This is a genomic window from Microbulbifer sp. CnH-101-G (assembly GCF_052466775.1).
This window is the reverse complement of record NZ_CP174292.1, coordinates 1,258,009-1,277,742: the sequence shown is the minus strand read 5'-3', so window position 1 is coordinate 1,277,742 and position 19,734 is coordinate 1,258,009. Positions and strand designations below refer to the sequence as shown.

The following is a 19,734-nucleotide window of genomic DNA, read 5'->3' as shown; positions in this document are numbered from 1 at the left end:
CCACGTCGACGGGAAAAGCTTCCCAAAATGTGACAGGCAATTATGCCTTAGCTGGGGGCTGGAGTCGAACAAGGACCCCCGGTCAAGGAAAGCCACCGGCAAAAAAGGTTGTTTTTTAATCTAGCTATCAAGCTGCAATCCACGTCGCCCCTGCAGTCCGCCAGAATGGAGCGCCAGGATCTTAGTACCGCATTCGAAATGGCCAGCATTAGCTTTTAGGTGGATCGCAAACAACAGCTTGGCGGTATAAATAGGATCTAGAGGGATACCGGATTGACGCTCGAAAGCCTGCTGAAATGCCTCCAATTGACTAGGGTACTTACCATAGCCGCCACAATGGTACTCGCTCATTAAATCGACACCCTTCGCGACGGCTCGGTCACACCTGTAAGCTTCGCTTGCTACTAGTGCCGCGAGCCAGCGCTGTGCGTCACGGCGTATAGACCCGCCCGCCTTCAAAACCTCAACGCCGCACACAGGAAAGCTACTTACAGCTGCTCCCAGCCCCCCAAGAGTTAGGCCTGTACCGCAAGCCACCCAAAGTTGATCAAACCTAATTGGCTTAGTAGCTTCGATAATCTTCCCCAATAAGAAAACCCCTCTCGCACCAGCAAAGTTTGCCCCACCTTCTGGCAAATAGAGGCAATTATGTAGCTCAACCCCTAAATGATTGAGAAATTCCTGTTGATTACGCTGCCTATATAGTTCTCGGGTCACAAACTTGAATCCCACGCCCAGGCGCTCTGCATCTTGCAGCATGGCACTCAGCTCTGGCGGGCGCTCACCGCGGATAATGCCAATGGTACGGAAGCCAAAGCGAGCCCCCACAGCAGCAGTGGCATGTAAGTGATTTGACCAGGCCCCGCCACAGGTAATTAGAGTTTCGACCCCCTGCTCTCTCGCCTCGATTAGGTTGTAAAGGAGTTTGTAGGCTTTATTACCTGAAATAAGCGGGTCTAGCAGGTCATCGCGACGGATCCAAACCTCAACTCCAGGGAATAGATCACTGTGGACTTTCTGGTAGGGAATGTCGCAAGCGGCTTCGGTGAAGTAATTCAGATCGAGATTAGTTAAATAGTGAGGAATAGAGCTCATCTTTCTGGTTTTTGCAGTAACAATAACCCCCAGAACTGATCGTCACTTGGGTGAAGCCAGGGGTCCAAAGAGGGCTACATTGATCGAGAGGTACATCGATCACTTCGAGGCTTCCCAGCTGAAACTTGCACCCTGCTAACCTGCATTGCCTAGATTGAGGGAGTCCTTACGCTGAAGGCAAAAGCTTCACCAAGTCGGCGATCCAAATTTTGTTACAAGTGATAATTCACAAGTTGAGTCAGCTCTAGCTAGCCTCTATCCCAGTGATGATCTGCAACCTTTATTAAGAACCAAAACAATAAGCTTGTATATTTCTGGGGGCACCAGGAAGCACTCAGATCCAGCAGGCCTTCCGCCATCTGCTTTTTTCTCAATCAGACCACAACCGGGCCCCCCTCCCGTATGCCGATCTTACAGATACGAAAAAGGCCCCATCTTTCGAGGGGGCCTTTTTCGTATCTGGCGGACCGGACGGGACTCGAACCCGCGACCTCCGGCGTGACAGGCCGGCATTCTAACCAACTGAACTACCGGTCCTCGGTAGTCAACTTCCACTTAAGGAAGTTGGTGGGTGGTACAGGGGTCGAACCTGTGACCTACGGCTTGTAAGGCCGTCGCTCTCCCAACTGAGCTAACCACCCGATGCTCATCTTCTTTAAGGGCCTTGCCCCTTGAGCGAGGCGCATATTACTGGAATAAAATTTCCTGTCAACAATTTTCGCGCCAAGACCCACTATTATTCATCGGGCATGTTTTCCGTAGGTACAGACACCGGCTTCATCTCCCCTTCCCCGACACTTGCCTCCTGCAACAGCTTGCCCTGTCGATAGTCTGGGTCTATTAAATGACCTGCTATCCGTACAGGAACCTCTTTAGGAATCAACTGCTCTTTCGGGCGCGCCAAGTCCTGCTCGTTGTAATTACATACCCCGGCTGGGAAGATGCGACGTAAATCGTCGAGGCGGCCCGAAATCTCTTCCGTATGGGAGCCGTATACGCCCTTTGCCAAGGCCCGCTCAACTGGCTGAAGCGCGCACTTAAAAATGTCATCCGTCACAGGTGCCCCGGACACCTGCCTTGAAGTACTGTGTGCCGGGTACTCCCTCATACACTTACCCTTGGGTTGGCCATTCCAGTCGCCATTCCAAACATCCGCCCCCGATGCCAGCACATTACCTTCGCTGTCAAAGCAGCGGTCGTTAGCATCTTCTGGTCGGTTATCTACAACACCACTGGCAGGGTCATTGATGATGTTTTGCATCCAGCGGTCAACGAGGTCTAAAGCGTCATCCAGAGGGTTGTAGTCTTTGTGGCTCATCCAGATCAACTGATTATCCGCATGGCCCCGAGCTCTTCGAATACGCTCACGAGCAGTGAAAGAAGCGGAGCTATGATGCATATCCGGCTCTTCATCCAGATAATGGCGCATGTCTACAATTGGGATTTCCACATCCCCAAGGAAAACGTGACCCGACCTATAAATACCATTGATCGCCTCCATACTCGCGCGACTGCGCTTTGCAGGCTTTTCCAAAGTTCCCATATTGAGATTTTGCTCGCTCCAAACGGAAAGCTTCACAGGGAACAACCCACCATTTAAAAACCATAGCTTTTCTTGTGACTGATTCTGCTGGGCCTTCCAGCCACCTATGGCGGCATTGATTTTCAAGAAGGTGTCGATGCTGATTTCACTATCGACCAACGCTTTCAGCCCATACTGAACCCCCTCATTATCCCAGGTGGAATTTGCATAGCCATTTTCACCAGCTCCGTAAAACTGGCGGAGGTTTTCCCAGTGGGTCCAATGCACCCTCTCCGGTAAATCCCCAGCAAAACTTTTGAAGAAATGCACAAAATTTGGATTGTTTACTAATGGCACCAAACCACGCCAACCATCAACACACTCAGTGGCGCCACTTGGCCGCCCCCTATAGCGACTATCAAACAAACCTGCTGCCATTGTTATCAGCTTGAAGCGACTATCTGCCTCAGGGTTGGCTGCTAGCCCCTGAATGCGCTGACGTTCCTCAACATCCTTCCAGCGGGGGTTGTCGGCATCCAAAACATCAAAGAAATACTCAAGCGGCTCACAGTCAAAGGCATAAATTGTCTGGGTCACCATATCTGGATAGGAATAGAGTGGAATTGCTGCATCCAGTAACCCTGGTGCATTTTGCGCGAATAGATATTGCTGTATGGCTCCTCCAGAACCACCGATGCCCACTGTATACATTGGCTCGCCATAAAGTGCCTGGAACTGTTTCTTGAGGCGCCGTGCCGTATCTTCAGCCAACCATAAATTGTAGTGATTTCTAGTTTGATTCGCTGTCGAGTAAACGATGGCATAGCCACGGGCCAATTGATCCATGCGCCGTGTAGTCACATCCCCTTTGCTCAGATTGCCTTGGCGCCAGCCAATACCAACTCCACCGCGAAATTGATAGATCAGGCGGCGGTTCCAGTTACTGGCATTCGGTTTTTCTGCTGTTTCTCCCTCTCCACGCAAAGCAGCAATGGCGTAAAAGTGCCGGTTGATCGTGCCCGTTTCCACTCGAACGATAAAATCTACCTGGCGACCATTCACTGTCACCTTGTCAATATCGTTGCGCGCCTCATGTAGATAGTAAAAACTTCCATCGGTTGTACTGCGATAGAAGTAAGTGACCTCCGTGGCATGACTACAGTCCCGACTATAACCAATCACCTCTTTGGTTTTCTTCCCATCAGCATCTAAAGCAAAAACCGCCACTCCTTCCTTAACCTGGTTATCCACTAATGGCTGCCTATCCGTAATGGCATTGCGACCACAGAAGAATGGGTATTTTGAAGGGCCCGTAAATAGGGTTTCCACAGGCCCGACCTCACCGATTGAGATAGGGAAAGGGAAATACTCTGGTGGGCGCGACATCATTCTTGGATGAGGACCTGCATAGGCAGGCGCGGGAGAATATTCGAGGGCTCCAGCTGGCACTCCCAGCACCGGAGCATCCACCTTGCCATGCACCTTTGGTAGTTTTGCATATGCGATCCAAGCAGCTACTCCTAGCACTCCGACCAACACCAAGAAAAATACAGAGAGAAACCAAGCTCCCCTTGTCGACATAAACGCCTCCGCAGCTGCCAACTTCTATAACTGGTACAGGATGAGTATATGAAGGGATAAGGAGATCAACCGATTCTTGGCGCAGGGAAGGACTTATAGGAAGTAAGTATCAGAAGAGACGGATCGAATGATCTGACAAATCCGATAGAAAAAAGGGAGGCCGTTTAAGCCTCCCTTTCTGGTATGGACAAGCTGAGAGGACCCTTAGTCCTTGGCGATAATACCCTTTTCCTGCAGAGTGGAAATAATCACCGCCACCTCTTGCTCCAGGGTCATTTCTGCCGTATTCAGGCGCAACTCTGGGGAAACTGGTGCTTCATAGGGGTCATCAATACCAGTAAAGCCTTTAATCTCACCAGCTCGGGCCTTTTTATAGAGGCCTTTGGGATCGCGGGATTCCGCCTCTTCTAAGGGGCAGTCTACAAACACCTCCAAATAGGGCAGACTGCCATCCTCGTGCATCTTTCTGACCAAATCGCGATCCTCGCGATATGGACTGATAAAGCTGCTCAGCACTACAACCCCGGTATCCGCAAACAGCTTGGAGATCTCACCGACACGACGGATATTTTCTTGGCGATCTTCAGCGGAGAAGCCCAGATTGGAGTTGATCCCTAAGCGTATATTATCGCCATCCAAGCGGTAGCTCAGAACTCCACGTGCAGCCAAGGCTTTCTCAACAGCTACCGCCACAGTGCTCTTGCCGGAACCAGACAAACCAGTGAACCAGAGAGTCACCCCTTTATGGCCAAGAATGCTAGCCCTGTTGTCACGAGTTACATCGCCATCATGCCAATGTACATTGGTTGCCTTGCGTTCAACTGTTGTCGTCACCGATCACTCCAAGATTTCAGATTCAATTCCTATACACCCCCGCTTGGGAAGAAGCACATGAGCACCACCCACCCCTGGAAGCCTGGGCGCCAATTATCAAGCATTTGAGCCGTATGCGTAAAGGTCCTGCTTATAGCATATTTAGCAGACATGGCCATAAAGAAACATAAGAAAGATTAGAAAAACCTCCGCCCCATTAAATGAATAGGGGGTAAAAATCACGAAACCCAATCAAAAGGTAAAACTTTTCTCCCACTAGATACGGCGAACCCGCCGTCGCCCTTTACAAACTGTGTCAACGAGTATTTCCACAGTCACTCAAGGAGGAGGTAACCGGTATATGGTATTACTAGCTCTAAAGACGACCTTGCTGCGATTTGAGTATTAACCAACGTACCTTTACCGAAGGTACTCACCTACGATTCCAAAAACGCTCGCCAGGTATGAAAAGCTTTATTAGGGCATCGATTTTTTTGAGAAAAAAGAATACTGGAAGGTGTTATTATTTCCACAGCTTCACCCACAGTAAAATAATATAAACTTGAAAGAATGAGCTGAAGCAGAAATTAGCGATATTTTTCCATTAAAAACAACACGCTAAATTAAGCGATATACAAACATGTTTCTTGAATACTTTTCATCTACAGTCAACATAACCCCATGAAAAACCCTACAGGAGGATCACAACATTACGTAAAACCTTATCTCTTATTAGAATTCACCTTAACTCCCTCAGATATATCAAATTAGTAGAGCTTTTAAGTAATATCTCGCAAGCTGCAAACCAAAGGAATAAGCAAACCTTCAATTTCTTTCTGCTTTTTCAGCAACCAGCCAATTGAAAACTACGCCCCACAACACCAAGAAAATTCCTCCATGACTTTTCACTTTTACTGGTCACTTTTTGCTTTTTTTAGCGATTACCACATTATTTAGTCACTTCTAGCTAGGCATTAAAGGCAGTACCCCCAATCAATTAAGCAACTCAGTTTTGGCTTAAACAATGGGAGTCACACTTGGAGCACTAGAGCTTTTATTAGAAATAATATTCAGTATGGTTTATATCGCCTGTGCGAACGAAGTCAACTTCCCCTTGATGAAGCTTGTGAGATCCGCATTGCATACTTGCAAGCAAATATTCTACGAACCAGGGTAGCTATAAGTTGATTCTGTCCACTAACTAATAGAATACACATCTCCACAGCAAAAAGAGATCAACCCACCCATTGATCGAGTACTTGAAGTCCTCTCGTGGGGTGCACTAAAAGAATTATGAGAAATTGTCGCGCAAGCAAGCCAAGTGGCAAACCTGCTGAGGATACATCTATTGATATCACAGCTTTACAAACTGCATAATTTTTTCACAGAGAAAGAGTCGCCACGCTCGAATACCCTACACCAAATTTTCTATCTAGGCACGACTCACCTAATTGCGATATTTACCGTGGTTAGCATCGGCTTCCAGATAGGCATTAGGCGCAAAGCTTCTTGGCAAATGGCCACCTCTTTAGCGTAGTCATTTTCTACGGCAACTCTAATTATCGCGAATCTTGACTACTCAAAAGAAGGTTCACTATTTATTGACCGAAATCCAATAGCGAAGCTATACGAATGGCTATAAAATAAACAGGCCAGCCCCTTAAAGCCTCCCTAGCTTAAGGTTATAAAGTAGTCTTCTAGAGCCCCCAGGTCCCCAACCAGACCCCCAACTCCACTCATAACTAATTTACTGCAACCTTACTACAACTTCATAGCAGGCAAGGGGCTCTTATTCTGAGCTACTTAAAGTTCGCAAAGTAAACTCTAGCTAAAATACATTTCAATATAGATAACGATACATTCGCCATGCTAACCTCTGACCTCTAAAAGGCATATAGTAGCCCTACTTTTTGTAAGGCTTAGCTAGAAGAAGGAGGCAGATAGCCGATGGCAAAAAGTGTTCTGGATAGGTTCAAAATTCGCAAAGGGAAGGTTTTTGAGGCGCCACTAGAGGGGGCCTTTGGTCGCTTGGTTACACCTTTTGAAGAATTTATTCATCGCCAAAGTAGTAGTGGTATCTTATTAATGCTCTCTGCATTGGTAGCACTGATTGTTGCCAACTCCCCCTTACAGGATGCTTACAAGCACCTGCTGCACGTACCAATTAGCATCGGCTCCGGTGACTGGGAGCTTTCTCTTTCATTACACCACTGGATTAATGATGGCTTAATGGCCATTTTCTTTTTCTTAGTAGGGCTTGAACTTAAGCGTGAATTTCTAGTTGGAGAGCTTTCCGATCTACGCCAAGCGGTCTTACCATTAATGGCAGCTATTGGTGGCATGGTGGTTCCAGCTCTTATTTATAATTCTCTCAATAGCGGCAGCGCAGCGGCATCTGGGTGGGGCATTCCCATGGCTACCGATATCGCCTTCGCAGTAGGCTGCATAGCACTTCTAGGAAACCGTGTACCCAGAGCAGTTGTAACCTTCCTGGTAGCCCTGGCCATTGTTGATGACCTGGGTGCAATCCTTGTGATTGCAATCTGGTATACCGAGCAAGTGAACACTACTGCTCTGATCGCATCCGGCTTTCTAGTTGTAACCATGGGTTTACTCAATGCTGCCGGAATTCGTCGCTCTTCAGCCTATGTTTTTATAGGCATTTTACTCTGGTATGGACTTTACAAGGCAGGCATCCACGCAACGCTAGCCGGTGTCATTACCGCCATGGCATTGCCCGCTAAGCCAAAGTATGACCCAGTAGCATTCAGCACCTTTGTAAAAGATATTATCCGCAGCTTCGACCGCTATTTTCGCCCCGGGGACAAAATCATTGCTAACGATGCCCTCCATGCAAGAGTAATGGCCCTGGGTAACGGTGTAAACCTGGCTCAGTCCCCCCTGCAACGTATGGAAACTCGATTACATATCCCTGTGGGCTTTATAGTAATCCCTATCTTCGCACTCGCAAATGCGGGCATCCCTTTTGATAGCTTTAGCAGTTCAACGGCTGTGCTCAACCCAGTAACCCTTGGAGTTATTGGCGGCTTGGTTGTCGGTAAGCTAATTGGCATTGTCGGGGCCACCTGGATTGGCTGGAAACTTGGCTGGGGCAAACTCCCAAAGGCCGCAAACTTTCAGCACATCATTGGTGTAGCACTGCTCGCGGGCATCGGTTTTACAATGTCGATTTTTATTGCTGAACTGGCATTTAGTAGCCAATACGAGCTTCTGATCCAGGCTAAAGCCGGTATTTTGTTAGCCTCTGTAATCTCAGGAGTCGCAGGTTTCTTGATTCTGCGCAGCGCCCCAGCATCGGTTGACAGTGAAGATGAGCTCCAAGATGTAGCGGGAAGGGAAAGTTCAGATAACTTTCTGCCGCCTCACTCTGCCCGCTAGCACAAGTAGATTAATGGGAAACAGTCCATTACCGATCTAAATTTCGTAATAGCAGTCGAACAACTATATTCGATAGTTAATCGACTGCTAATAAATACCTGCAATAATTCCTTATGTAGACTCACTTTGTAGTGAGTCTACTAAACCCGGACACCAATTTAAGTGGTAAAGTTGCCATCAAAGATAGAAGTGTTCAATGAGTAGACGAAGTCAACCTTTCCTCCCAAATTAAACTAGATGCTGCCCGCCTAGCAGTAGTTCACACTATAGCCTCCAAGACTATTTTCAATAACTTGTCTACGTAAAACCCATCCCGATCAAATTCTCACCAGAGTGACATCACAATGAGCGTAATTTACGATACTGTTGGCTGTAGAGCCGATAAGGGAGCTTATGCCTTTTTTGGAATGCGTCCCCAGCACAATTAAATCGACATTTCTTTTTACAGCTTCCTTACAAATAACTTCATAAGGTTTACCCACCTTAAGGGCGCGATTCTTTTTAGCGATACCGAAGGATGAAGTAATCTCCTCAAACTTAGGAATAGCATCCTCTTTAAGTTCCCGTTGATAATCCTTAGGGAGAAAGCTATAAGGAAGCACATTCAATACTATTAAGTTACTTTCATGCTGCTTAGAGAGATCTACTGCCTTTGAAAGCACAAAGCGGCCCTCCTGGGAAGCCTCTATAGCGCAAAGAATTGTTTTATACATCTACTCTCCCCATGATAATGACAATTAATAATTAATAAAATCGACCAACAAACAAACCAAAAACTTTATCCGCAAGATTGATTGCTACGCAAACAACCCCTACCCTGCATCCAACCTATAACTAAAATAAATGATAATTTTTATTAACACTCATACTCTAAGTTTATGCTCACCTTAGAGAAGTATTTCACAGCTCTCGCCGTAGGTAAGTGAATTCTTAGGCATAGGTATTAGATTGCCCCATATTTTATGGATCGTTAGTAGATACTAGCGCTCCCCGGCATCTACAAGCGCCTGATAAATACGATCAGGATAATCGCCAATTATTCCATCTACCCCCAATGATATACTGCGCTCGATATGGTCCGCATCGTTCACCGTCCAAAGGTCAACATCCACACCTTTTTTCTGAAAAAAACGCACGTAAGGCTTGGTTGTTATACTATATGGCAGTTGCGCGACATCAAATTGCGGTTTGAAAGCCCAACCAAAACCCGAACTCCAGGCAAGGCTTGCCTCCACAAGCTCACCTATGGTTGCACTGGTCCTGACCTCACCCCCGCTAATTTCTCGAAAGTGTCTCATTGCTTTGCTATGCTGGCTCGCAACAGTCACTCTCTGCTCCATCCTGTAGTCTAAAATAACCTGCCAAAGCACTTCTGAGAGCCTTTTGTCGTTAGGCTTGATTTCCACATTGAAGACCCCATCAGGGTATCGCTCAAACAGTTCATTCAGCGTCAACAAAGTAAGCCCCTGATTTCTGAAAGGGTAGGTATTACCTTTATCCAGGGTAAACTCATGCCCAGCATCTAGGGTCTTAATTTCACCCAGAGTCAAATCATTAATTTTATCGGGTACTCCAACATTGTCTTTGAGATCTGCATCATGATTTATGATGATGTAATGGTCTTTCGACAAATGTACATCCAGCTCCAGAATATCCGCCCCTTGCTCTAATGCCTTATCGAAAGCCAGCGCTGTACTTTGAGGGTATTCGCCAGATGCACCCCTGTGCGCAAGAATCTCAACAGCAAATGTCTGACTGCAAAGCCCGAAACCGAGAGCAAGACAAATAATTATCCTTATAGATTCTTTCATTTAAATAATCCCCAGTAATTTTTAGATATCAATATACCCCTAACCGACTTCCATACAGCCTCTTTGGAATATTAAAAATGCACCTATAACTGCAGCCCAGCACTTCTCGCAAACATTCAAATATATTTCATTTATATTCTTGAATGAAATACACAAGCGCCATTACAAATCATGCCAACCCGGCAAAGGCTAAACTAGGCCAATTCGAGCCGAATCCGTCATAACTTATTGAAAATAGGACTTTACCAGTTTTGATAAAGATACTTAAAAAAATAAAAAGCCAAGGGCAAACCCCATATTCCATATTAATGATCGTATCATCAAACACAAGACCCAATTTCTCAATCTGGCAGCAGAACTCGGCAATATATCCAAAGCTTGCAAACTGCCTGGAGTATCGCGAGACACTTTCTACAGTTACAGGAAAGCTGTTCTAAGTGGCGATGTGTCCTTTGTTGATGGGTATTCTTCAGAGTATTGTTTACGTATGGTTTTGGTTGACTTACTTGATATTGTCATAGGACATCTCTGCTATGTAGTTTATCTCTTGAGAGAGTATCCGTCGTTAGTAGCTAGGATCACTAGCCACTCTTTCAACACTACGCCCCGCGACATAATCACCGAGGCCCTTTTTTACTATTTCCATTAGATTGAGGATCTGGCCCTCCCCCTAGGTTCGTTGCCGTCCACCCCAGCCAATGAAAGACGATCAGCCCCACGAACGTGAGCATTGTTACTGGCCGCCAGTTTCTTTGTAGCCATGACTCTCCCCCAGCTTCTACAGTGGTTACCTGGGCAGCCGCTCTCAGCTCCTCCAGGTCCATTGAGATAAACTTTGAATCTACCTGCGCCTCTAGGCGGTTGGCCTCTGTCTTATCCGGGAATGCCTTGTCTATGACCTTGCCGAGTAAGCTGGATATAGCTGAAATCACCAATAGTTCCACACCGTAGGGGGCGCACGCTCGCCAGGAATTGAATCAGGGTCATCCAAATGGATAAACCGCTTTTTGATCGGCCTCTTCTGCTTCACCCCTATACCGGTGAATCCCTCTTCTAAGGCAATTTTTATAAGCTTATGCGCCCCCCACTCAAAGCCACAGAAACATCAAGAGCCTGCCCGGTGGTATGAGTCATGGTTGCATTTAATCGAGCGTTATGAGCTGGACAGCGGTAACCGGAGTTAATAATCAGCGGTTTGTCATAGCGCTCTCTAACTTAGATTAAGCGCCTGAGCGTTTCATATTTAAAATGATTTTTGCCACAACAACGACAGGCCAATTCCAACTCTTTGAAATAATCATTCTGGAACATGGTGTTTCGGTGTTTAAATGTTTAAGAGATAAGAAAGCCAAGCGTGGGGTAAGATTTATTTTGACTAGGGGTACTTGACTATTGCATTATGCGCCTAACTTGAATTCTGACACTTTTTTTCTGCTGTTAACAGAGCAATTACTTCTTGACACTCTCCACACAATGAAGAGCACGGTTTTAGCTGTACTACCGTATAAGTTATACCAGCGTCTACTTTTTAATTAGACAACTCTTTTGCATTTATTTAAGGATATCTTTTGAACAAATTAATTCTTGCCTCTGTCATCCTCTTTTCTGCATCCAACACAATGGCGACGGAAAATAACTTTTACCTTAGATCTTCTTATGGAAAGGTAGACACGAATGTTTCTTCATATGAAGCTTCAGCAAATATAGGTGTAGACCTTTCCACCCCTAAAGGCTGGACCGTAGCTTTAGGTTACCGTCTTAACCGCTTCTTCGCTTTTGAAGCTGGGTATGCAGATCTGGGAGATGCTGATGGCAGCGACAATTTCATTGCAGACGAGTCATATGACTTAGATTCTGGTCCTTACACCTCCCACCGTGAAACAAGCAAGGATATAACCCTCAGCATCAAATCAAAAATGCTGGGTATATTATTTACCACAGATGTAACCAAAGATTTTTATGCTGGTGTACGCACAGGGTTCCACTCGTGGGATGCAGATTTGAAACATAAAAATACTTTCAACATGCAACAAACCTGGGCTGATTACAATGGAAATGTATTAGACATTAAGAATACTAACTTTAAAGGCTCCGGCAAAGACAGCACAAAAGATAGTGATTTTTACTATGGAATTTCCGCAGGATGGAACTATAACAATTGGAGCCTTAGCTTAGAGCACACTATTTTTAACATGGACAAAAAGAAACCCAGCCTTTCTTCCCTTGCCCTGACCTACAATTTTTAAAGAGATTTTTCAGCAGTCGAACCGGCTGTTGATTTTCCCTGTGGTTGCTTGCCAATCTATCGGGCGACGCCCTCGCTCACTCAGGCACAAAAAAACCGGCTCAGTGGCCGGTTTTATTCTGCAAAGCGGAAAAACCGCATGCTGGGAAATCTATACCTACTCAGGACAAAGCTGTCAACAGGCCTTTTTAAATCGACTGCGGTACTCTTGCACCAACTCAGACACCGACCCCAAAGCTCTTCCTGGCAATGGATCCAAACGCCGCTGTAGGCGCTTCCAAATTTTCACTCACTCCTCATCCCAATGCTTTTTGTCACACCCTAATATTTTACGTGCATGGCCCAGATCTATTGACCGCCCATTCACATCCCGCAACGTACTCGCACTAATACAGAATAACGCCAGCTGGCTAACCTTATCCCTCGGGTGCGGCTCCTCCCACTTGTCGAATTCAGACATCAGATACTGCAACAGCGCCGCCCGCTCTTTAAATCTTTATGCCGGTGACACATACGCAGCCATGCCCCAACAATGCCCCAGCAGATCGCTTTGTCTCAGTTTTGCAATCACGTCGAATGATTCCCTGCTCACAGGAATCCATAACTCGGTTACCGCTCACCTTACTCACAATCGTTTCAACACCACTCACCCGAGGCGCATCAATTCGGCCGAACACTTGATTTGCCTTTCCCTATACCTCATCACGAATTAAAACTTTACGGCCCCGCCGGGTGTTTGAGGTGACGGTACTCCTATTGCCCATTGCCTCATAATCAAACGCTGAAGCAGAGCCATCAAAGACATCATGCCAAGCCTGTCTCGTTGAATCGAATCTCATGCCCGCAAGACTGTAAACACTAACCTCAACAGGCCCGACTGGGCCCTATCACGCGACCAACTGAAAACTTTTGGCTTGGTGCTCGGGGCTTATCAGCTGGTATCTCTCAATATCTCACCGATTGGACGGTCTCTCGCTCGCTGGAGGGGCATTATGGGAGCAAACCTCTCCCGCCTCACCCAATTGCACCACACAGCCAGCTGGGCATACCCTGACAGCCTGATTATAAAATCCTCTGATCAGCTGCCTATCATCGGGAGGCGAGTTCCACGCCTGGATACGGGGCGGGTTACTGGCAAAAAAGTAAGTTTTTTCGAGGTTATCTTTGACTTCTACACTCCTGAGTCAGACAAAAAAGCCCATTAATATGGGCTTTGTATACCAAAAATCAGAACAATATTTTCTTTGCCATCTCAACTTCTATAACACCGCGAGAAACACAATTTAAAGTAAGATTTTTAGCCAGCTCTCCCGGTAGATACTCTCCCTGAATGTTTGAGCGAACAATCACTGCTCTATCATCGACCACCACATTAAAAGCCACCTCTGTCTTGGTGTGATTGTCATCCAAATAATCTACCCCTTTAGCCGTACCACAATGGGCCTGACTCGGCGAAAGCTTCCAATTTCTCAAGGAAGTAGAGATATAACCCGCCTCTAAATCAGCAGATAAAATTTGAAATCCGTCTCTCAATAAGGCCTGTCTCGCCTTACTCAAGACTTCCTGCTTACTAGAGAAGTGCTCTATAGCGAAATACTCGCTAATTATCACTGGCGTATCATTCTTTACAGCACAACCCTCTAAGCCAGGTAACAGTAGAACTCCTACCACCAAACCTCTTAGTTTTTTCATTCTTATCCTCCGTGATAAGTACACTTCGAGCATATCAAGGGTATTAACCTCGAAAAATTAACTTATGGATAACAACCCAAATATTACCTTTCGGAAACTGTAATCGTTAACCAAGGATAGGGCGCCCAAGTGAACACCGCTAAGCCGTTCAGACTATTGGCCCCACGCCACGCCGAAGCGCTGACACACTGAGCCTGCGGCCTCTTCAATCGTGAGACCACCCAAGCTATGCAGTTCTCTGTGATCAACGTCAATAACTTGCAGGCAGAGTGGTTTTACAAATTCCAACTCCGCCCCACAATTCTAGCCATTCACTTTCGCAACAACTGGGAGAAAATCACATGACCGGAGCATCAGTAGGGAAAGTGGAAGCTCTGAAGCAGATTCTCGACGCTAACCGAATCCCCTATATATGCCGCAAAGATGGCTCGCCCGCTCTTACCTGGGAAATCGTCAATCAAGCCACCTTAGCCCGCGGAACGTCAAAGCTAAGCCCAGCCAGCAGCAACCTGCCCGAAGGCTTTATCCTGGGAGCAGCGAAATGATGGGTAGAAGACGCAACCCTGAAAACGCATGGATGCCGCCGCATGTAGCCTGCTACAAGAATGGCTATCGATTTCGCAAGCATGGCGAACCAACCAAGCATATTATCGGCCCCGACGCGTCCCAGGCTGAAGTCTGGGTTGCCTATGAGAAATACCTAGCCGGTCTAGTGCAAAAGACCTTTACCTTCGCGGATTTAGTAGAGCTCTACTTCGCCTCCCCTCAGTACACCAAACATATAAAACCGCAGACTCAAAAAGACTACTACCGCTACAGCCAACGAGTTCTCGCTGTATTTGGGGAAATGGAACCAGACAATATCACCTCCCCACTAGTGCAAATGTTTATGGATGCGCGCGGCGCTGAGCACCCCACCTCAGCCAATAGAGAGCGAACCTTTCTAGGCATTGTGATGATATGGGGCAAAGCCAGAGCCTTTGTGAAGATCGAAGACCCCACAGCGGTAGTGAAAACAATTAAAGTAAAGCTCGGCGGGCGCTACGTGGAAGACTGGGTATACCAAGCCTTCTGGCAGTGGCTGGGTGACCACGGCCATGTGATGCACCAGTGCGCTATGGAAATTAGCTATCTGTGTGCCGCCAGGCAACAGGATGTACTCGCCCTCACCCGTTCAGATATCCAAGAAGACGGCCTACTTATTGTGCAAGCCAACACAAGCAAAGCTCAGTTAAAGCTTTGGAGCTCAGCACTCAAAGAAGCCGTTGACCTCGCAGTAGCCACTAACACCGAAGCACAAATCCAAACCATATCGTCCGCAGCCGCGTTGGCCGTGCCTACACCCGTACTGGGTTCAATGCCATCTGGCAAAGGGAACAGCGAGCAGCACTAGCTGCTGGGGTAATTAAACAGCGCTTTCATGATTCGAAGATCAAAGTAGCAAATGACTTTAAAGGGGATGCTTAATAATTTACTGAGCATAAGGCGTGATCTATGACTGAGAAGCATAACTGCATGTAGATCGGGTGATGCACCTGCGCACAGCCAAAACTACCCAGGCAGACTGTGCTAACAGGTTGCAACCCCTCTCTTAGGCTTTTTTAAGGCCTTCCAAATCAACCAAATATTACGGATAGCCTATTTAGAAGGCTCATTATTAGCTGATAGTAAACAATATATCATTATTAATATACTTGAACTAAGGAGCCTGCAAAAAACTTGGAACAATACTCTGCCCAAAATGATAATCACCCTGACCATCACTTTCTTCACCAGCACCCCAACAGCTAACACTACCGCTATCAATTACACAAGCATGAGTCATTCCAAGGGTTAGTGAAGAAATATTGTTAAGGTTTTGAGGCACTATTCCCTGCCCAAAGTGGGGCCAATTATTTGTATCACTTGAACCAGCCCCCCAGCAAATCAATTCACCATTCTCTAAGGCACAGCTATTATAAAAGTAACCAATTTCGAATAGATCTGGAAGAATCACAGTATCTGGCACTTTATTCTGTCCATAGCCATCAGCCGTTCCCCAGCATCTCAAACCCATGCTTCCAGCTGCACAGGTTATTAATCTACCAGCTCCAAAACTGGTAACTGATGATAAAACACTAGGCGTATCGCTTTGCTTCCAATGATTTGATCCCCAACATTGCAATCCTGCCTCATCAAGCGCACAGGTATGAAAGAAACCAGCTGAAATATCAGTAACTACGCCTAAACTATCGGGAACTCGACTTTGGCCAACATCTGCACCAAAACCATCAGTATTTGACCCCCAACATTTTACTTGCCCATTAGAAAGTACGCAGGAATGCTCATATCCTGCAACTAGCTTCGAAACATTGTTAATCCCTTCAGGCGGAGATGCCTCTCCACTAAAATTACGCCCCCAACATGAAATGCCATTCTCATCTACCGCACAGGTATGGTATTCGCCAGCGGCTAAATGTGTAACGTCACCGAGACCATCAGGAACTGTAGCTTGTCCGACATCATTCAACCCCCAACAATAAACCGACTCTTGCTCTAATGCGCAGGTATGAAAAGCACCAGCATCTACAGTGGATGCCTCCCCGCTAAATGATTGCTCAACAGTAACTTCTATATCAAATACTGGACTATCAAAACTTCCATTATTAAAAGTCACTTCAATCTTATAAGTACCGGCATCTTTATAGCCGGGCCCTAATATAAGATCTATTTTCCCACTATCTGACTGTACAATTGCCCCAAATTCGGGAACCGTTGATGATGTAACTGATACTAGACTTCCAATTTCAGCCGAAAGAACCTCATGAGTAGTTTCTGTACCTTCGGATACAATTATTTCTTCAGGAAAAGTTATTTCAGGTGTAAAAGCAGCCTGAGTTACAACTATTTCAAATATGACTTTCTGCTTCCTGAACCCATCGTTTAATTCAAAATCAACAGTATAGACTCCAGCTGAGCCAAATTTTGGAGCCAACTCAATGACCAGGTCATTGGACTCACCAATAAATATATTTGCAAAATCAGGGGCAACCAAGTTGTCTATATGGACTTCATTTGCACCAATTCGATTGACAGGTATTCTCGAGACTTCACTGCCAGCTTCCTCAATTGAAAAATCATTCAGGTCATCAATCATCCCTCTAGAGCTACTATTCACCACCCGAACTGAAAAGGAAGTATTTGTAATAGCTTCACCGTCAGATATGTCAATACTTAAATGGTATTCTCCCTCATCACCGGCTTCTGCTGCAAAGGTCAATGATAGCTTTCCGTTATTATTATCACTTGCAGAAATGAACTGAGGCAGATTTTCAATATTGAAAGATAAAGAGTCACCATCTGGGTCTTCAGCAGATACTTGAAGGGTCAGATTGACACCAACTTCCAAGGTGAAATCTTGAATCCGATTTGACACTACTGGAACTCGGTTTTCCTTATTAGCCGCTTCGTTGCTTGATGGGCCTCTCTTACTTGACCCTCCATCCTTACATGCTTGCAGGGCAAAACAAAAAATCAACAATAAAAGGGGAAAATAATGATTTGAGAACTTCACGCTATAATATCTTTGTATTAAAAATTTTGTTGCACACCATGTGTGTACAATACTTAGTTAGACTTTATTACCCTCCAAAAATTGCCACCGCACTTTCAACATCTAAGATTTAAAGCACTAGCGGTAATTTCGGAAATTCAAGAGAACAATAGTCTATGAGAATAGCGACTTCCCTTCGCCAACCTCAAAAGCAAGACTTTATTAGTCTCTAAATATTAAAGGAGCAAACTTTCTGTCCTCACCACACTTATATGGATAGGCAGATAGAAAAATGAAAAACCCCCACATCAAGCGATGCTCCTCCCCCTGAAAAACAAAAAATACTAATTCATTTGTTTATATGAGGGCCCCTTTAAAAAAGCTCCTACACTACCACTGATAGGCCAGCTTTACTGTCGCACCGGTAGTATTATCATCATAATACGGCCCATCATATGAGCTAGCACCTGCATGAATAGCAGCGCCAAGGACAAAAGAAGATTCAGAAAACCCTGAAAAGTAATAGTTGTAGAGCAATGCAAGACCATGATAGCGCACCGCATCATCACCAGCATAATCAACTTCAACAAGCCCCAGGAAAGCACCTAAAGAATGACTATCGGAAGATACAAGGCGCTCCCAACCTAAGCCGTACCCCGTAACCGAACCAGCCTCCTCCGAGAAACCCTTCCAACCCAAAGAGCCGAAGTACTTATCTTTACCGCGGTTAATCGAGTACTTTGCTCCTAGCCCAGCATGATCCACACCCACGCCTACTGACAAATTTGTGTCACCTGCCGCAAATGTGAGCGCAGAAAAACTCAAGAAAAATACGCACAACAAATACTTCACTATTCCAGATCCCAACCACTAAAAAATTCGGAACAAATATATTGTCTAAAGTCAAAATTTAAAATACTACTCTTTATGAATTCTTGAAGACTCATTAAGCCTTCTTGAATACTCAGTGAAAGATAACTCATGATTTTTCAGCTCTTCACAATAATCAAACTCAAGTTCAAATTTTTTGGCATGAGGAATCGCAATGAAATGTGCAATATTCCAGTCCCCCATATTTTTTTCTAAATAATATTCTTTTAGCTCATTCACACTGCCATTAATCTTTCTAAGTGCTTCCCTTGACAAATTAAACGCCCCATCAACAGATCTTAACTCTCCAGTCCACACAGAGATAAAGGAAGAATTTTCAACATGCATAGCAAGAGCATGGATTTCGCTCGAAACATCTGGAGCTTCGCAATACAACAATTTTGCAATCTCAGAATATATTTCTTTATCTTTCATTCAGGGTTCCATCGCAGAAAATTTAATCAGACTAGACTGCCACACCAAATATTGGCGGCATTTTCTCTTTATAAAGCCCTCATTACAACCAAGCGCGAAGATGTTCTAGGGAAGTTTGTCAGACACAAAGATACTGGATAAATATCCAATCGAGGGAGCCGAAAAAATCGATTGTGGTAAAAATTACCCCCTCGAATTACCCCTCAAGAGCCCAAAACGAAAAAACCCCGCACTAGGCGAGGTTTTAAGTCCTTGATAAACAAGGAAGAATCTGGGGTGGCCGACGGGGATCGAACCCGCGACCTCAGGAGCCACAATCCTGTGCTCTACCAACTGAGCTACGGCCACCATAACAGTGATATACTTCAGCACCTTGTGGCAGTACTGATTGCCGGATATCTCTTGCAACCAATCTGGCTTCAGACTAAGTCCTTTTTGCCAAACCAGCACCATCTTGTGTAGATGGCACGCCCGGCAGGACTCGAACCTGCGACCATCCGCTTAGAAGGCGGATGCTCTATCCAGCTGAGCTACGGGCGCAAGGTGAACCCGGAAAATTGGTCGGGGCAGAGGGATTCGAACCCCCGACATCCTGCTCCCAAAGCAGGCGCGCTACCAGACTGCGCTATGCCCCGTTTTTCCAATCATTCGCACCTCTTTGACTCTGTTAACCGCCCCGTAGGTGGTTGTGTAAGTCGCTGTAGCTGCGAAGTGCGTGCATAGTAATGATACCCCCGGC

The 19,734-nt window shown here is 45.9% G+C and carries 15 protein-coding genes, 5 tRNA genes and 2 pseudogenes; 5 read left to right on the top strand and 17 right to left on the bottom strand.

Features of this window, described 5'->3' with window-relative positions; genetic code table 11:
- Window positions 1-120: 120 nt before the first annotated feature.
- The 5 genes from ACJJID_RS05795 to cysC all read right to left on the bottom strand — a co-directional run bounded on the left by ACJJID_RS05795 (window position 121) and on the right by cysC (window position 5,032).
- Window positions 121-1,095 carry a 1-aminocyclopropane-1-carboxylate deaminase/D-cysteine desulfhydrase gene (locus ACJJID_RS05795; protein ID WP_444921870.1) on the bottom strand — a complete coding sequence of 325 codons (975 nt, stop codon included), beginning with the start codon at window positions 1,093-1,095 and terminating at the stop codon, window positions 121-123.
- A gap of 460 nt (window positions 1,096-1,555) precedes the next feature.
- Window positions 1,556-1,632: transfer RNA gene (locus tag ACJJID_RS05790), tRNA-Asp, on the bottom strand.
- A gap of 28 nt (window positions 1,633-1,660) precedes the next feature.
- A tRNA-Val gene (locus ACJJID_RS05785) sits at window positions 1,661-1,736 on the bottom strand.
- Window positions 1,737-1,831: 95 nt separating this feature from the next.
- A complete protein-coding gene (locus ACJJID_RS05780) occupies window positions 1,832-4,198 on the bottom strand; it encodes a DUF6351 family protein (RefSeq protein ID WP_444921869.1) in 2,367 nt (788 codons plus the stop codon).
- 204 nt (window positions 4,199-4,402) lie between these two features.
- A complete protein-coding gene (gene cysC, locus ACJJID_RS05775; RefSeq protein ID WP_152453187.1) occupies window positions 4,403-5,032 on the bottom strand; it encodes an adenylyl-sulfate kinase in 630 nt (209 codons plus the stop codon).
- A 1,926-nt stretch (window positions 5,033-6,958) separates the two neighbouring features.
- On the opposite strand from cysC, the gene nhaA reads away from it, so the two are divergent.
- Entirely contained in the window at window positions 6,959-8,410 is a 1,452-nt protein-coding gene (gene nhaA / locus ACJJID_RS05770) for a Na+/H+ antiporter NhaA (RefSeq protein WP_444921868.1), read from the top strand.
- A 317-nt stretch (window positions 8,411-8,727) separates the two neighbouring features.
- Here the strand turns inward: nhaA and ACJJID_RS05765 are convergent, their stop codons facing one another.
- The gene (locus tag ACJJID_RS05765; protein ID WP_444921867.1) at window positions 8,728-9,123 is read right to left on the bottom strand and encodes a universal stress protein; all 396 of its coding nucleotides are present in this window, start codon (window positions 9,121-9,123) and stop codon (window positions 8,728-8,730) included.
- Between the two features lie 267 nt (window positions 9,124-9,390).
- Window positions 9,391-10,221, bottom strand: a complete 831-nt coding sequence (locus ACJJID_RS05760) for a glycerophosphodiester phosphodiesterase (protein WP_444921866.1) — start codon at window positions 10,219-10,221, stop codon at window positions 9,391-9,393.
- Between the two features lie 295 nt (window positions 10,222-10,516).
- On the opposite strand from ACJJID_RS05760, the pseudogene ACJJID_RS05755 reads away from it, so the two are divergent.
- Window positions 10,517-10,669: pseudogene (locus ACJJID_RS05755) on the top strand (helix-turn-helix domain-containing protein); the annotation flags it as partial.
- A 169-nt stretch (window positions 10,670-10,838) separates the two neighbouring features.
- Here ACJJID_RS05755 and ACJJID_RS05750 read toward each other — a convergent pair.
- Both ACJJID_RS05750 and ACJJID_RS05745 read right to left on the bottom strand, forming a co-directional pair.
- Complete coding sequence (locus ACJJID_RS05750) at window positions 10,839-11,153, bottom strand: 3TM-type holin (RefSeq protein WP_444921865.1); 315 nt, start codon at window positions 11,151-11,153, stop codon at window positions 10,839-10,841.
- A gap of 133 nt (window positions 11,154-11,286) precedes the next feature.
- Window positions 11,287-11,424, bottom strand: a pseudogene (locus tag ACJJID_RS05745) (D-Ala-D-Ala carboxypeptidase family metallohydrolase); the annotation flags it as partial.
- Window positions 11,425-11,789: 365 nt separating this feature from the next.
- On the opposite strand from ACJJID_RS05745, the gene ACJJID_RS05740 reads away from it, so the two are divergent.
- Window positions 11,790-12,467: an outer membrane beta-barrel protein gene (locus ACJJID_RS05740; protein ID WP_444921864.1), complete on the top strand. Its 678-nt coding sequence runs from the start codon at window positions 11,790-11,792 to the stop codon at window positions 12,465-12,467.
- 288 nt (window positions 12,468-12,755) lie between these two features.
- Here the strand turns inward: ACJJID_RS05740 and ACJJID_RS05735 are convergent, their stop codons facing one another.
- Window positions 12,756-12,926: a hypothetical protein gene (locus ACJJID_RS05735; protein WP_444921863.1), complete on the bottom strand. Its 171-nt coding sequence runs from the start codon at window positions 12,924-12,926 to the stop codon at window positions 12,756-12,758.
- Between the two features lie 767 nt (window positions 12,927-13,693).
- Window positions 13,694-14,158, bottom strand: coding sequence for a hypothetical protein (locus ACJJID_RS05730; protein ID WP_444921862.1), 465 nt, complete (start codon window positions 14,156-14,158; stop codon window positions 13,694-13,696).
- Between the two features lie 341 nt (window positions 14,159-14,499).
- Here ACJJID_RS05730 and ACJJID_RS05725 point away from each other — a divergent pair, with 341 nt between their 5' ends.
- Both ACJJID_RS05725 and ACJJID_RS05720 read left to right on the top strand, forming a co-directional pair.
- The gene (locus ACJJID_RS05725) at window positions 14,500-14,703 is read left to right on the top strand and encodes a hypothetical protein (RefSeq protein WP_444921861.1); all 204 of its coding nucleotides are present in this window, start codon (window positions 14,500-14,502) and stop codon (window positions 14,701-14,703) included.
- Window positions 14,700-15,551 (top strand): hypothetical protein, encoded by an 852-nt coding sequence (locus ACJJID_RS05720; RefSeq protein ID WP_444921860.1) that lies wholly within the window; start codon window positions 14,700-14,702, stop codon window positions 15,549-15,551. The genes ACJJID_RS05725 and ACJJID_RS05720 overlap by 4 nt, the downstream gene beginning before the upstream one ends.
- Before the next feature lie 306 nt (window positions 15,552-15,857).
- On the opposite strand, the gene ACJJID_RS05715 is transcribed toward ACJJID_RS05720, so the two are convergent.
- From ACJJID_RS05715 to ACJJID_RS05690, 6 genes are all read right to left on the bottom strand, one after another.
- Complete coding sequence (locus tag ACJJID_RS05715; protein ID WP_444921859.1) at window positions 15,858-17,711, bottom strand: Ig-like domain-containing protein; 1,854 nt, start codon at window positions 17,709-17,711, stop codon at window positions 15,858-15,860.
- A gap of 369 nt (window positions 17,712-18,080) precedes the next feature.
- The gene (locus ACJJID_RS05710; RefSeq protein ID WP_444921858.1) at window positions 18,081-18,542 is read right to left on the bottom strand and encodes a hypothetical protein; all 462 of its coding nucleotides are present in this window, start codon (window positions 18,540-18,542) and stop codon (window positions 18,081-18,083) included.
- Between the two features lie 66 nt (window positions 18,543-18,608).
- A complete protein-coding gene (locus ACJJID_RS05705; RefSeq protein WP_444921857.1) occupies window positions 18,609-18,995 on the bottom strand; it encodes a hypothetical protein in 387 nt (128 codons plus the stop codon).
- A gap of 272 nt (window positions 18,996-19,267) precedes the next feature.
- Window positions 19,268-19,343: transfer RNA gene (locus ACJJID_RS05700), tRNA-His, on the bottom strand.
- Window positions 19,344-19,458: 115 nt separating this feature from the next.
- Window positions 19,459-19,535: transfer RNA gene (locus tag ACJJID_RS05695), tRNA-Arg, on the bottom strand.
- Window positions 19,536-19,553: 18 nt separating this feature from the next.
- Window positions 19,554-19,630, bottom strand: a tRNA-Pro gene (locus tag ACJJID_RS05690).
- Between the last annotated feature and the right edge of the window lie 104 nt (window positions 19,631-19,734).

What these genes read in the sequence shown, in the direction of transcription:
- ACJJID_RS05730 (WP_444921862.1), bottom strand. Translation starts at nt 14,158, where the DNA reads ATGAAAAAACTAAGAGGTTTGGTGGTAGGAGTTCTACTGTTACCTGGC.
- ACJJID_RS05760 (WP_444921866.1), bottom strand. Translation starts at nt 10,221, where the DNA reads ATGAAAGAATCTATAAGGATAATTATTTGTCTTGCTCTCGGTTTCGGG.
- ACJJID_RS05765 (WP_444921867.1), bottom strand. Translation starts at nt 9,123, where the DNA reads ATGTATAAAACAATTCTTTGCGCTATAGAGGCTTCCCAGGAGGGCCGC.
- ACJJID_RS05735 (WP_444921863.1), bottom strand. Translation starts at nt 12,926, where the DNA reads ATGTCTGAATTCGACAAGTGGGAGGAGCCGCACCCGAGGGATAAGGTT.
- nhaA (WP_444921868.1), top strand. Translation starts at nt 6,959, where the DNA reads ATGGCAAAAAGTGTTCTGGATAGGTTCAAAATTCGCAAAGGGAAGGTT.
- ACJJID_RS05705 (WP_444921857.1), bottom strand. Translation starts at nt 18,995, where the DNA reads ATGAAAGATAAAGAAATATATTCTGAGATTGCAAAATTGTTGTATTGC.
- ACJJID_RS05780 (WP_444921869.1), bottom strand. Translation starts at nt 4,198, where the DNA reads ATGTCGACAAGGGGAGCTTGGTTTCTCTCTGTATTTTTCTTGGTGTTG.
- ACJJID_RS05720 (WP_444921860.1), top strand. Translation starts at nt 14,700, where the DNA reads ATGATGGGTAGAAGACGCAACCCTGAAAACGCATGGATGCCGCCGCAT.
- ACJJID_RS05795 (WP_444921870.1), bottom strand. Translation starts at nt 1,095, where the DNA reads ATGAGCTCTATTCCTCACTATTTAACTAATCTCGATCTGAATTACTTC.
- ACJJID_RS05725 (WP_444921861.1), top strand. Translation starts at nt 14,500, where the DNA reads ATGACCGGAGCATCAGTAGGGAAAGTGGAAGCTCTGAAGCAGATTCTC.